Here is a 13,971-nt window from a genome sequence, read left to right as displayed (position 1 = left end):
TTTCTATGCATTTTGCCGACTTGGTGGTTATGGCGGAGTGAACGCACCCGATCCCATCCCGAACTCGGCCGTGAAACGCTCCAGCGCTGATGGTACTTTGCCTTAAGGCACGGGAGAGTAAGTCGCTGCCAGGTCTGCTAAATGCATAGAAAACTCTCAACATTTCTAATTAATAAATAGAAAATAAAAAAACATACTCTAGACACTCTGTAGACAACAAATAGTTCTTGTTTTAAAATAAATGACGCGGGGTGGAGCAGCCCGGTAGCTCGTCAGGCTCATAACCTGAAGGCCGCAGGTTCAAATCCTGCCCCCGCAACCAATAAAATAAATCGCCAGAATCTATAACAATCAAAGCCCACAAAATAAAAGTGCTAAATCCAAAATGAGGCAACATACCTCCACTATGCAGCTGCTAGGATCGCAGACAAAAACATAAAGCAAAATCATTGCACATACATGCAGGAGTGTTAGCTCTTCCTCTACAAAGCGTGGGGTGAGGCTATGGACAAAATCAAATCCCCGTACGTGAAAAGAACACAATGTGGGCTGTTGTGAGGCGTTAGGTTATGACAATCAACCGTATGTCCTCTAAGGCAAGGCGGCTTAAAATAGCTAAAACATACCCATCTTATTTTGCAGTCGCCCTATCATGTTGCTTAAGCGCGCAAAAGTAAAAAGCCTATGGCTTAGGCGAAAAGGTTGCTTACGTAAAAATACAATAAAAAATATAAAAAAACTCTCTCAAAACACCAGCATCAAAAATTCTTACAAAAATCGCTGCACAATAAATAGGGATACTCCTTTACTCCTCAAAAAAAGAAGACTGAGCTTTTTACCCTCATAGGAGGGGAGGGAGAGAAAGTGAAGGAGGAAAAAGCTGGAGGAAGGACAAGCCAAAGTGAAAAAAAATGCTAGAATAAAAAAAACATAAAAATACTTGGCGCTAAAAATACTCCCTGATCATAAAGATAATCCCATCGCTTTAAAGAAGTCTCAAAAAAAAAACTCCATAATGTCAAATGCTCTCTATTCCCCTTTATGTGCCATTAAGATAAACACCATGAAAGCATAAGAACGTATGTTACTGTGATGATATAGTCGACGACCATGTCAGAAAAATACCCCCAGTATAAATAAAAGTATAAATAAACATATTGCGCTTTCAAAAGCTAAAAACGTCAAAAAATGACACACTTCCCAAAGCATTAAAGAGCTGAAATCAATAACACTTGCAACCTTTCTCATATCGGAGAAAAAACACAGGTAAAGTTATGTTGAGGGGCTGGGGGCGACGGAAATCTTCCCGCGTAAAAGAACATAATGGACCGTAATAGAGGGGAAATGCCACTAAACAGCTTTCTCGCTAAGGCTAGAAGGTAGGAGCCTAGAGATATGTCATTCTGCGCATAAAAGCTTTGCCAGAAACTCAATCGATACTTCGCTCTCGAAAAGCCACTTGAAAAATAGGCTATATGCTCTCTTGTATGATATCTCTTCCCTTGGCTATTTCCAGAACGCACATCTCTATTCTGTGCACAATAGGCTTCCTTCTTGCGGCAACACCTGTGCATTATCTATCGGCTCTCTTCCCACCCTCCCTCCGTGAGGAAAGCTTTTTGCCTGCGCTGAAATGAAACTAACATTGAAATCGTTTACATTAACCTCCAGTTCTTTCACTATGTGGGGGAGCTTTGCTTGCGCCGATGATCATTGCAAGGGTGGAATGTGGGGGTGTTTTGTTTATTGATTTTGTGCGTGCGGTGTGATTTTCCCCATTACGGTAGCGCGCGCAGAGAAGGCTTCGTGTGCTATAGATGGGAGGTCGCTTGTAGCGTGCTTATGGGTTTATTACGCATTTAAATGCGTGCTTAATCCCATGGAAATTGCCAAAAACGCTAAAGCCTCTATACAACAGGTTTTTAAAAAAAACGCCATAAAACATGTCTCTAAAACCTTCTTCCTATCCTTTTTTAAAAAAATCTAATCAAGGGAGAGCAAGTGACCGAGTGTGACCAATGTTAGAGCTTAAGGAGTTTGGCGGGGTAGTACTTTTTTAAAAGATGAAGGCTGGAGTTAAAGTCCCAGCATAGTGGTGTTTTTAAACCAAAGCACATGCTCTAGATTCTTATTACAATTGCAAATGTTTATAGGGTTTCAACAGAGCATCTCATAAATTTATGTTCTTTTCTTTAGGCGATAGAGAGAGTACGAGGAAAAACAGTAGAAATGTAGCAATAGAGAAGAGAAAGAATATGAGATATGTTTGGTTAAGAGAAAGAACTCCTTTTGTTAGCGTATGGAGTAAATAGCCAGAGAACACACCTCCTAAAGCGCCACCTATTTGCTGTAATATACGTGTGATAACTGCCGTATCTTTGACGTATAAAGGATTGACATATTGGATGGGGGCAGACAGGCATACAATGGTGGCAATACCAAGCCCTATACCTCTTAGTAAGAAACCCAGACCATCCATGCTTGTCTGATAGCCAAAGCATAATAAGCCAAAACTTGAGATTAGCAAACCAATTCCTATCATGAAAAAGGGAGATTTTTCTTTCCATTTTTGGTAAATAAATCTTCTGCCGATCCATGCTCCCACCCCTTGTAGTGCAAGGAGAGCACCGATGATGAGAAGGCTCTTTTCATGGGGTTCTTCTGTGGTGCGTGCTAATGGGAAATAAACAAGAAAGCTATAAAAAAGAAAAGAAGCAATAAGCCCCATGATCATGAGCAATGTGTAGCGCACATTTGTAAATCCGCTAAAGACGATTAATTTGTTTTTTGCTTTTTGATTAGAAACAATGAAGAATATGAGAGAGATTATCGCTATCAGTGCTATGAGAGAGAGGATGTTGTTGTTATCAATATTTCTGGCTTCTGTGAGGTAAAAAAACGAAATAAGCGATAGGGAAAAAGCTACAAATGCAAGGGAGTTAAATTTTGTTTTTGTTATTTCACTGGTTTTTAAATGTTTTATTCCAATGGCGAGTGCTAATAAAATAAGTGGGATATTGATGAAAAATAATAAACGCCAAGAAACATACTGAGCAATGGAAGCACCAACAAGTGGACCAAAGGCAGGGGCGAAAACCGTTGGTACGGCTATGGTACCCATGGCTTGGCGAACGCGGTCTTGTCCAAATTGTAAGGCGATAATGGTTTGGCTTAGGGGAAGCAAGAGACCTGTTCCAAAACCTTGAACGATACGGGCAGAGAGAACGCTTTGAAAATCATAGCTTAATCCCACTCCCAGTGATCCAAGCATAAAAATGCAGTTTGCAAGCAGCCACGTTTTTTTTACGCCTATTCTCCCTTGCAGAAAAGCTGCCATCAACAGTCCTGGCACAGTGGCGAGGAAATAGGAAGTTACAACCCATTGTATATTCTTTTCTCCCGTTGAAAAATAATGTGCAAGATTAGGAAGGATGACATTCACAATGCTGCCATCCAGCAAGGGGAGTATGCTGGAAATAATGACGGTATAAATGACAGACTTTTCTGATTTGCTATAGGAATCTCTTTTTTGCATTCTTATGCCCCCTGCTGATATTCTTTACGCTATTGGTTCTGCCTCATAAATCACAGGCTTTGAGAATGAATACCTGTTTGCGAAGACTGTGCTATTGGGATAAATGTGATGGGGAGTGCTGATGGCTTTCCCCAATGCTTGTCTCCCCTGATATTTCCTTTGTGTAAGCCCTTTTTTTCCTAAATAAAGCTCTTGTTTAAGCGGATTTTGGCGAGTTTATCGAGGAGTCTGTTTGCTGTCAATTCTCTTGGCATGAAAGCAAAACAGAGCCTACACAAATATGTAGGCTCTGCTCCAAAGGTTAATGGTTTGTGGTTCTTATAAGATCCGGTCCGGTTTTACGGAGCCTGTTTGCGTTCTAGTAGAAATTCATGAAGAGAAAATGTTAAGATCAATCTGTTTCGGTTATCAAGAGCATTTTGATGATGTTTTTTGGCACAACTCTAAGATATACATTGCAAGTGTAGAGGCGGCATTAACCACTAAGCGGGCATGACGAGGTTTGAGATTGATTTCTCGAAAACTTGCCTCAGAGCGACCATGGGCTGCACTTTCGTTGTTTCTTAGATTCATGGTACCTTGTACAACTTGGTAGAGACCAGATGCTATCATTTTTAAGTTCTTTTTATCCAGATCGTTTAAATTTTTTTTCTCCATATCTTTGGGACGAATCTCAGCATGTTTTACGACTTGTTGCCATAAAGCGGGTAGCGTAAAAGCGGTTTCTTTATAGGAGAGAGCATGGTGATCGAGATAAACTTTACAGGATGCCTCTAATAGATTGGCTGCGTAGAGAGCTGAAGCCATTGGATCGGTTTCTATGTTTTCCAATGCTCTCTTTATTTCAGTTTCTATTGCTAATAATCCGTTCTTTGCAACTTCTTTTTGCAATTCTTCTATAGAGAGAAAGCCAGCTTTGGTAATATATCCTTCAAGATGGTATTCTAATCCATTCTTCTTCAAAATTTCTAGAACTTTACATTTATCTTCTTCTAGCTGGGGATTTTTGTGAGGATAATAATGATGTTTTTTGTTCATAAAATCTGCAAGAAGATTGCTAAGAATTTCAAACGGTTCATCGCATTCCATGTTGATTGCTTGGAGTCGTTTCTTGGTTTTAAAGGCTTTGCTATCTTCTCCTGTTTCATTAGGAGCAGATAATTAAAAAAATAAGTGGTCTAGCTCCTTATGATTATAATGGTCTGAAAATATTTGAGGGAGTAGTCCAATGATTGCAGGAGGGATTTTGTTTTTTTGTGATATTTTTTGCGGGGATGATAATTGCATTGTATAGCTCTATAATGTCAAAAAATAGAATATGGAATGGTTTTGAGAATATGATTTTGCTGCTTTCCCTTTGGTAAAAGGTCGCACGCATCATATAGTGTTTCATATAAGAATTTTGCATAAGAAATACTATATCATGTTAAAAAAAATATTTTCTTTTTTACTGTTATAGTCGTAAGGCGGAATGCTTTTGTTGCATGATGAGATAAATAGACGTGAGATAGCTTGAATTTACTTTTTTGCTTTTTTCATAAAAAGCAGGAGAGAGAGAAAAGCAACGCTGATGGATGCAATGCTTAAGAATTGCCAAACCGATAAGCCAAAAACAGCTTTGTTGTATAAGAGAGAACCGAAGTAACTACCTGCCATTCCTCCAAAAGCACTCGATAAACTCATGATGCCAAATGCGCTAGCAATGAGGCGTTCATCTATATTTGTGGCATCATAATCAAGGCGTATGCGCATAATGATTTCGGCAAAGGTAAAAAGGATGATCGCTAAAAAGAGACTAAAGTAAGAAGGATTAAGAGCGTGGAGAATAAAGAATGAGAGCCCAAAAAATACAAAGGATAACACTATAGGCGTTTTGGAATTTTCCCGACAAGACCATCTTGAGACAGGTATTTGGAAAAAGATAACAATGAGGGCATTGAGGAGAAAAATATATGAGGGGGTGCTTTTCCCAAAAGTTTCGTCACCAAACAGCGGTATTGTGACTTCAAGTTGTATGTAAAGAAAGAGAAATAAAAACGTAGAGAATGCTACACGCAGCATTGTCTTGTTGGTAAGCAGTTTTTGAAAATCAGAAAAATTTATTTTACTGCCTGTGCTGGTGCCCCGACTTTCTTTTAATGTGCAGTTGAGAAGCAATAATAAAATAAAGATGAAGCCAACAAGGCTAAATAAGAGTTGAGGATGAACTTTTAAAATAAGCATGCCAAGTAATGGGCCAATGGCAGTCCCTATGTTGGCAAAAATAGATCTGATGGCGAGAATATCAACTTTGTCAGTTTGAGAGACATTTTTTACTAAAAAAGATTTTGCAGCAGGAAAATAGATACTGCTTCCTAGTCCAATCAGGATACAGGAGAGAAGCAGGATGTAAAAATTATGCGTAAAACCAATGATAAAATAACCTGGAATCCGCAACGCTAAACCCAAAAGCATGGTTCTTTTGATATGCACATAATCGGAAAGGATTCCTCCTAAAAGGGAGCCTGCTCTTTGGCACCAAAAAGCTATTCCAATGATGGTACCTACTTCTATCGCACTGAGCGAATTCAATTTGTTTAAGTAGATCGCCAGAAAAGGAACGACCATAAAGGCACCAATATTGCTCAAAAGTATGGTGATGAGAATAAGGTGTACACTTGCCTTGAAACTGAGAATTTTCCGTAACATTGATTTTTCTATGACAATATTGACTTTATTCGCTTTGGAGAGTGCCTTTTATAGCGCTGTTTTTGCAGCTATACTAGTCGTAAAAAAAAATCCTGATACAGGTTGGTCCATGAGGTTGAGAACTTTTTCTGTAAGCTGTAAAGTGAGAGGTATTTATTTGCGCACTATATATTTTAAGTGCATATGCTTAAATGTTCCAGTTATTTTGGCGGTGAGAAATATGTGATCTGTGTGTTTGGGGGGAGTCAATTCTTTACCAAAACATTCAGGCTCTTTTCCTTTTGTCGGGGTGTACATATAAAACGATAAATGTTTTTATCAAGCTTAGAGTATTGGAACCCTGTGGGACCCGTTTCTTGAGTGGTAAAGCTAAGGGGGTAATACCTAAGTCAGGGATTATGTCTTTTATTTTCAAAACAGATTCAGGTTGAAAGACTTCTCCAAGATAGAATAGGTTTTTTAGAGATTTTAATTTTTGCTTCCAAGATACAATAATAAGTTTATCTGCAAAACTTGGCAAGCATATTATGCTATTGATAGAAAATTCTTCGATAGCTGCACTGAAAGTCTCAAGATCAACCATAGAGGCAAATGGGTAATATGGTACTTTGAGAAGGCAATAAATTTCATGGGCAAATAAAAATCCGCCCCATAGTCCTCCAGCTGTGAGACAATTGGCAACAGATTTTACAGAGAAATCTTTAAAAACAGTTTCGCGTTTTTTTGCAGCAGAGTGTGCTACAAACTTATAATTGAGCCATTTATGGCGAAGTGTGTAGGTTCTCTTGTTATGTCATTGGTTGCAAAAATGATATACGACATTGGAGCGCCTTATTTTTTCGTTTGCATGAGACAGAGGCAAGAGGTGAAAGCAGAGACACCAACAATCATGCAAAAGATGAAAGCGATATGACTGTTGCAATAGCTGATGATCCATCCATTTGTCCATGAGCCTGTCGCTTGACCAATATTTGAAATAACAAGGATATAACTAAAAAGAACGCTGGCAGAGAGGGATGTGGTTGTTTTTCCTGCTTGATAGTATATTGCTGGAATCATAACAGATTCATAGATACTGTAGGCAATTAACGCAGTCACAGCGGTAAAGACTCCACCTATGAGGAAGAATGAAGCGAAACTTCCCATAAGCCATAATAGGTAAAAGGTTGTTTTATCGGAAAGGCTGAGGTGTTTATTGATTATTCCTTGCCAGATACAAATACTGATTCCAACAATGGAAAAGAAAATTCCACTATAAGGGGCCAGATTGCTGTCAAATTTATTGAGAAGTGTTGTGGTGGTGATAAAAATTCCCATGAGGAATGCACAAAGCAAAGCTGTGACCAGCAAATAAATAATAGAATGATTATATCTTATTGTTTTTAAAGAAGAAAGAAGAGAGGTGTTTGCTTTTTTATTCTTTTCAACGGATGATTTTTTATGGGGGTAGTGATAAACAATTTGAATGGATAGAACACAAAGATACAAACTAATGATTGCAAAAAAAGCCATAAAAAAAACCGATGCATTACATTTTATAGCTATCGTTGCAACGAGAGGGGCTATAACGACAGCAGCGTTTTGAAAAAAAGAATAGAGAGTTAATACGCGTTTAAGAGTATTTCCATTGAGATGTTCTGATAAAATTTCTCTTAAGAATGGCTTTGAAATTGTTTTTGAAAAAGCCGTTAAGGTAAAAAAGATCAACCATGCAGAAGGCATGAGCGATAGGATAACGCATAGGAAAGCGGTACTCCTTAAAATAAAGGCGCTAGCCATTAAAAGTTTACGCGAAAATCTCTCTAATAAACCCGTTGTGGTTACCATGAGAATGCTTTCGAGGATTACTGATCCAGCGAGATAAAACGCAACATTTGTCGCAGTTATGAGAGAAGAGTTTCCAAGGAGAGGGAGTACAAAGAAATAGGAAAATTCAGAAAGAAAAACTGTGCTATAGATAAAACAAAGTTATTTTATTTTTGCCCATGGAATTTCCATAGAAGTGTTGTTAAATGATCAAAGACATTTTGTTGTATCTTTTGAGGAAGTTTTGTTAGCTCTGTTTTTGCTGTACACATTTCGTTGAAAGAGTATCCTTCCTGATTTACTAGCCAGTCCACTGCAAGAATATTGTTTTTTGTTTTTTCTACGATGTTTTTAAAAATATCGAGCATTTTAGGATAGAATTTTTCCTTGCCCTATACGGTTATAAAAGCTGCTTCTGTTAGGATCGTTTTTGTGCCTCCGCGTGCAGCATTTCTTATAGTGTTGTCGCCTAATATGAAGAAATATGCCAGAATGGTAATCGAGAAAAATGGTATTTAACTTTAACGCAAGCCTATCAAATAATATATACGCCTCGCGTAGCTACATATTGCAACCAAATCTCTCTACGGAAGATTCTACGGCATCACTTAATGCTGGATGATGTTATAACCTCAGATAGGAAGATGATTATACAATCAAAAATTTTTCCTGATTGAGCAATGATACTGCGCCTTGATGTTTGCGCAATAATCGTGAGATCATTGAGACCTTGATTCCATATCTTCTCCTGATGATTTTGACTGTTTCTAATTCTATTTGATAACCAATTGACATTCCCGCATTCTTGTTCCTCCCATGAAACTCTTACAAAGAGGGTGTACTCATTTCTATAGATTCTCAACATATGAATGATTTAATAAGTTTTTTATGAAATTATATTTTTTAGTGGAAGGTTATTCATTCTCTTGAAGTGTAGAAGAAAAATGATTGCGTTCATTAATCATTATTTAATTCTTTTTTAGCGTATGCGTTGATATTTGCCGGCATGGCGTTGTAAAAATCCTCTCTCGATAAGGGTGCGTCTTAATCTGGCAAAATCTACCGTAAAGAGATTGCATATCTTGGAGACTTCCGTTTCACTATAGATTTTTTCCCTTTGAAAGGCTTGGGAAATTCTTGTAAGCATCTCTTCTGTTTCTAAGTGGCGGTCGTTTAAATTTTCTCTCTCCCGCACATTTTTATCTTCTAGTGCTTTCCAGAGTGTTCCTTCGGCTTGAAATTCTTCTGTTGTGTTTTGAATAAGACCAAGGTTTAAAAGACGGTTGATGGATTTGTGAATGGTTTTCGCATCACAATCGACAGTTTTTAGGATATCAGAAAGATTTTTCGCACCAAGTATAATGGCGGCATAAACAGTGCGCAGTGTTGGTGAGGTCATGGCAGAAATCAGTGAATTAACTTTACTGCGTTTGTAAAGTGTTTCTTGTCCCATGGGTAAAAGATCATTGCGAAGGGGCAGCTCATTGATCTCTATGAGTTCTGCTTGGAGCGATTGTATGCGGACAATTTGCTCAGTAGGGGTGCGTTTGCGAATAATCCCCAGACCACTTTGGCGATATTTATGGTTTTCAGGGAGGGTTAAAGCTTCATAGGATCCATCAAGACGGTAGAGAATTTCTTCCCACAAAGGGGTTCTCACACGTCGCACCCGTTGCTCTCCATCAATAGCAACGGTTGTGGTCATGGTTGGTTCATGCAAACAGAGATAACCTCCAGCGGTGATATATTCCCAAAGGGTGGTAACAAATCGCACATCATCTGCGGGTGTTCCAGCATCAAGCCAAGCAAAATCTATGGGGCCCCAAGATTTGAACGTTGCGTCATCAAGAGAGAAGAAATTCTCATGGATGAATGTTATGGTATCTTTTTCAATACGCTCGTCTTGGAGCAGTTTTTGCCATGCTTCTTCAGCGGATTGACCTTCTCCTGAAAAATCATCGATGGTGATCAATTGTGGTTGGTAATTTTCAAGGACCCCTGAAGGGTCAAGCAAAGCTGTACGTTCTTCCCAAGTGGAGGATTCTAAAAGTTTTTTATCCTGTTGCCATGCTTGTTTTACTTTTTGCAGGGCTTTAGCAATCAAGCACGTGCTATCACCTGCACCGATTTCAATGACTGTGCGCGGTCTTGCCATTTGAATGAGCGTGTAAAGAAGTTCAATACTGTTTTCTGTTCCCATACCAGGTCTTATCAGGGGCATCTTTTGATCCTTATCCTTTTACCAAGCGCAGCATTCCTGCTTTGACAAAAAATGTTATTATTTGTTCTATGGGGTGTTGAAGGTGCATTTCTGTTGTGGCTTTTTGCAAGAGAGGTTTGGTTTTTTCATTTAGACGGATTGTGCGTCCGTTGAGTTGATTAATAGCAAGAATACCAAGAGGAGAATTGACAAGACGACATGTTGGCTCTCGTAAAAGAGCCGTTGCATGATCTTTTGAAAAAGCCTGTTGATCTGTTTGAATGAGACCATGTCGCAACAAGGATATCAAAAGATTTTCTGCGTTAAAAAGGTAACCGTTGAGTTTGATTTTTTTCAAGGATTGAACGAGGCAGCCATCATGAAGTGCTGCAAATGTTAGCAAATCAAATCCACCAAAAGCAGAGCTTTTGGTGGAAACAGCGGTGATAGGTTGTATTTGACGTTTGCCAATGAGAGCCGGTTTATTTTTTATGATTTGTACGTCCTTTGCCCATTGAACGTGTGTTAGAGGAGCTAATGTGCGTGGGTAAACGGCAAAAGAATTGATTGCGAGAGGTGGTGTGGGTTTTTGTAAGGCAAGGGTGTGGATGTTTTCATTCAAGTCATGTTGTATGGTGTCTGCTAATTGCCATACATAACCGCCTGTTCCGTGGTAAAAATTTAAGCCTATAGGATCTTGTTGCATGATGTTATCATTTTTTTTGCTTTAAAATATCAAGTTTTTGAAATGGTTGTTCGTTGCTTCCCACTCAAAGAATGGTTCATAAAAGTCCTATCGGTTGCTATGAGGTTGCAGGGGAGAGATAATAATTTGACTGGAATTTTTTCGGCATTTGATTGGGGATGATTGCCAAGTCCTTTTTGTGCATGGTTTTCTTGCTGGAATAGACGGTAAAATCTGTTAAGCATAATCACCTTCCTTTTTTTGCAGAGTTCTGTTGACGATAAAGCCTAATATGCCTGTGATCATAGTGGCGATGCCGATGATAAAGAGTGTGTGTTGGGTGTGGTGCACTTTTACAAAACCTGCACTAATAAAACCAATACATACGGCTGTTTGTATGATGAAGATATAGGCGGGCATCTGATTGTTTCGTTGTTCTTTCCGAATAGCTTTCATCATAAAACTTGCCATTAGAGCATTTTGCACGCCGTTGGCACTTCCAAGAATAAAAAATGACAGCATCATCAGCCATGCGAAGCTCGTTAAAGAAAAGCAGAAAATGGCAAAACCAATGGTTGCGGCAGCCAATGATGCTCCAGCGGCATTGCCAAAGCGGTGGAAAAGGCTGGAAAAGCAGAGTGGGCCAACCACAAGACCGAGACTGATCATGCTGCTGATTATGCCATAGGTTTGTGCACTAAACGCTAGCTCAGTGCGGATGCGGACAATCGACAACACATTGAGAGCTGAAGTGAGGATGATGGTGATAATAAGGGGCATAAGAGCATAGACAACCTTTTTTTTACGCAAAAGCCCTGGTAAATCTAACCCCTTTTTGTTTTGCTGTGATACGTTTGTTGTTGGCACATACATTTTTAAACTTTTAAAACAGCATGTGGTGATCAAGGCTGCACAGAGAACCATGATTGAGAGTGCAAAGAGCCCTTTTTGCCCGTTGGATAGACCATATAATACGCCCCCTAATAGTGGTCCGGCAATATAACCAAGATTACGAACCGTTTGGATAATGCGATTGATATAGTCTAATTGCTGTTCATTTTTTGCGAAGTCAGGTACAGCAACAAGGATTGAGGACCAAAAGAGAGAACCAGCACAGCCCAATGCAAAAGAAAGAGCAATATAAGCCCAAAACTGGTTAGCAATTGCAGCTGTAGCTATGAAAAGTGCTTCAAATAATAAAACAACAGTGACTGTGTGCACTGGCTGGAAATGATGCAAAAGGCGTGGGGCGATGGGGCCTGCGCAAATGCCTCCCATAAGCCCTGCAAAAAGTAGCATTGAAATAGAGGCTGTACTTTCTGCTAAGTGTAAAGCAAATGTAACTTGAGCCGTTTCATCGGCAAAGCTGCTAAGCCCTAAAACGAGAAAAAGTCCTATTTGGGCGAAAATCATGGATTTTTTCTTTATCACAATGCTCCTCCCCAAGGTGCTAAAGTTATCATTTTCTCCTGTGTGTTGATGGTATATCACAGGTTTTTGCTCTGTCTATTTTTTTCCGGATGATTAAGTTGAGAAAATAATCTTTCTCATTGCTATATTATGCCAAAAGCTTTTCAAGCCAAGTGTAAAAAAAGCTGTACAAAACTGTACAGCTTTTTTCGGTTCATTTTAGAGCTAGAATTTTAAAGTTTGAAAAAGTCCTTACGGCTTCTGTAACCATAATAACCACAAACACTGGAAATTATGGCGCCTATCAAACTCCCTAAAAAGCCCCACCATCCCATCTTTGAGGCTGTGTTGGTGACTTTTGTGGCGGTGTTTTGGGCACCTTTGATAGCTCCTTCAAGATTGTCAGAGAGGGTTTCAGCCCGTTCTTCAAGCGCTTTTATTGCTTTTGTCGTTTTTTCTTCTGCACTTTGATAAAGTTGAAGAGCACGAGTGGTTGCTGTTTGTGCATCTGCGCGAGTCATGCCATCCTTCATGAGGGCATTGATGATATCGCTTCGATTAAATTTTGCTGTCAGATCTTCTGCACGATCAGAAAGACGTTCTTCTAGATCTTTCAGAGTGGTGCGGTAGTGAGAAGGATCCTTTTTAAAAGCTGTGATTGCCTCCCCAATATCACTGAGTGCTGCCTGATAGGATGTTTTTAAGCGCTCAGGATTGAGGGCAGGAATATCGCTTTTATGGAGAAGGGTACGCAACTCATTGCCAAGTTGGTCAAAATTGATGCTATCATCGCTGTTTTTTGTTAAAAACTTTGCAAAATCCTCGCTATTTAATTTTGTAAGCAGGGGGGAAATATTTGTTTTGAAACTGTCTATGGTCTTTTCGATCATGGAGTTGTTTGCTAGGGCAGCTTTAGCCCCTATTTTGGCTGTGCTTGAAACTACATGGATGGCTTGGAGGGTCATAAGAAGTGTGATGAGAGCCCAAGTTAAGAAACCATGAAGAGCTCCAGTGGTTTCAGCAAAACGCCCAGCCACAAAACCTCCCAAAGCAAGGCTTATCAGTATAATGATAAGAGAGCCTGTACCCATCGAGAGGAACGAGCCTTCAAAAGGGGAGGACGAAGTGAAATCCATTTGGCTCAATCCTAATGCGCCTACCAGAAAAGAGAGGCAGATTGAGGTGGCAAGAGCCGTTACCAGACCGGCAAAAATGGCTGACCATGAAATGGGGGGTTGAAAGAATGAATATTCTGTCTCTAGAGATGTTTCCCCTAGAAAATTTGTATCGTAAGGTGTTTTTTCAGGAATGCGGGTTTTCATGTTTTATCTCCTTGAATATGCTGGAGATACAATGCCTTATTGCCAATTATGTTCCAAAATAGATGGATAGACGCTAAAATGAACAGAAAAAATGCCTTAACGTTTATTATGAGAGAAAAAATGTGAAATAAACACCTCTAAAGATCTAATTTACACCTGAAGAAATGCATGTTTATTCCTATGCTGTATAGTATCATTGAATCTCTTATGTGAGGAATATTTTAAAAATAGAGTTAAAAGGTCAGGCGTCAGGGAAAAATAAATATCAACTCAGAACATTATAAGAGCTCACGGCTTAAGTTAAATAAAAAAGCGTGTTTATTTT

10 protein-coding genes, 1 tRNA gene and 1 rRNA gene are annotated in these 13,971 nt (G+C 39.2%); 2 read left to right on the top strand and 10 right to left on the bottom strand.

Annotation, left to right across the window (positions count from 1 at the left end; translation table 11 throughout):
- Window positions 1-19 precede the first annotated feature (19 nt).
- Window positions 20-134: ribosomal RNA gene (rrf, locus tag NNJ73_RS09495) — 5S ribosomal RNA — on the top strand.
- 111 nt (window positions 135-245) lie between these two features.
- A tRNA-Met gene (locus tag NNJ73_RS09490) sits at window positions 246-322 on the top strand.
- Window positions 323-2,170: 1,848 nt separating this feature from the next.
- Here the strand turns inward: NNJ73_RS09490 and NNJ73_RS09485 are convergent.
- From NNJ73_RS09485 to NNJ73_RS09440, 10 genes are all read right to left on the bottom strand, one after another.
- Window positions 2,171-3,535, bottom strand: a complete 1,365-nt coding sequence (locus NNJ73_RS09485) for an MFS transporter (protein WP_254493859.1) — start codon at window positions 3,533-3,535, stop codon at window positions 2,171-2,173.
- A gap of 408 nt (window positions 3,536-3,943) precedes the next feature.
- Window positions 3,944-4,573 (bottom strand): abortive infection family protein, encoded by a 630-nt coding sequence (locus NNJ73_RS09480; protein WP_254493858.1) that lies wholly within the window; start codon window positions 4,571-4,573, stop codon window positions 3,944-3,946.
- Between the two features lie 480 nt (window positions 4,574-5,053).
- A complete protein-coding gene (locus tag NNJ73_RS09475; protein ID WP_254493856.1) occupies window positions 5,054-6,223 on the bottom strand; it encodes an MFS transporter in 1,170 nt (389 codons plus the stop codon).
- A gap of 831 nt (window positions 6,224-7,054) precedes the next feature.
- Entirely contained in the window at window positions 7,055-8,182 is a 1,128-nt protein-coding gene (locus tag NNJ73_RS09470) for an MFS transporter (RefSeq protein WP_254493970.1), read from the bottom strand.
- Between the two features lie 14 nt (window positions 8,183-8,196).
- Window positions 8,197-8,397: a hypothetical protein gene (locus NNJ73_RS09465; protein ID WP_254493854.1), complete on the bottom strand. Its 201-nt coding sequence runs from the start codon at window positions 8,395-8,397 to the stop codon at window positions 8,197-8,199.
- Between the two features lie 611 nt (window positions 8,398-9,008).
- Entirely contained in the window at window positions 9,009-10,250 is a 1,242-nt protein-coding gene (locus tag NNJ73_RS09460) for a DUF2087 domain-containing protein (protein WP_254493853.1), read from the bottom strand.
- 10 nt (window positions 10,251-10,260) lie between these two features.
- Window positions 10,261-10,935 carry a hypothetical protein gene (locus tag NNJ73_RS09455; RefSeq protein WP_254493852.1) on the bottom strand — a complete coding sequence of 225 codons (675 nt, stop codon included), beginning with the start codon at window positions 10,933-10,935 and terminating at the stop codon, window positions 10,261-10,263.
- A 29-nt stretch (window positions 10,936-10,964) separates the two neighbouring features.
- Window positions 10,965-11,159, bottom strand: coding sequence for a hypothetical protein (locus NNJ73_RS09450; RefSeq protein ID WP_254493851.1), 195 nt, complete (start codon window positions 11,157-11,159; stop codon window positions 10,965-10,967).
- The gene (locus NNJ73_RS09445) at window positions 11,152-12,345 is read right to left on the bottom strand and encodes an MFS transporter (protein ID WP_254493850.1); all 1,194 of its coding nucleotides are present in this window, start codon (window positions 12,343-12,345) and stop codon (window positions 11,152-11,154) included. Before NNJ73_RS09445 ends, NNJ73_RS09450 begins: the two co-directional genes overlap by 8 nt.
- Before the next feature lie 212 nt (window positions 12,346-12,557).
- The gene (locus NNJ73_RS09440; RefSeq protein ID WP_254493848.1) at window positions 12,558-13,646 is read right to left on the bottom strand and encodes a DUF3792 domain-containing protein; all 1,089 of its coding nucleotides are present in this window, start codon (window positions 13,644-13,646) and stop codon (window positions 12,558-12,560) included.
- Between the last annotated feature and the right edge of the window lie 325 nt (window positions 13,647-13,971).

This window comes from Bartonella sp. B1099 (assembly GCF_944801835.1).
Taxonomy (GTDB): Bacteria; Pseudomonadota; Alphaproteobacteria; order Rhizobiales; family Rhizobiaceae; genus Bartonella.
Note: the sequence above shows the minus strand (reverse complement) of the source record. Positions and strands in the feature narration are given on the sequence as shown.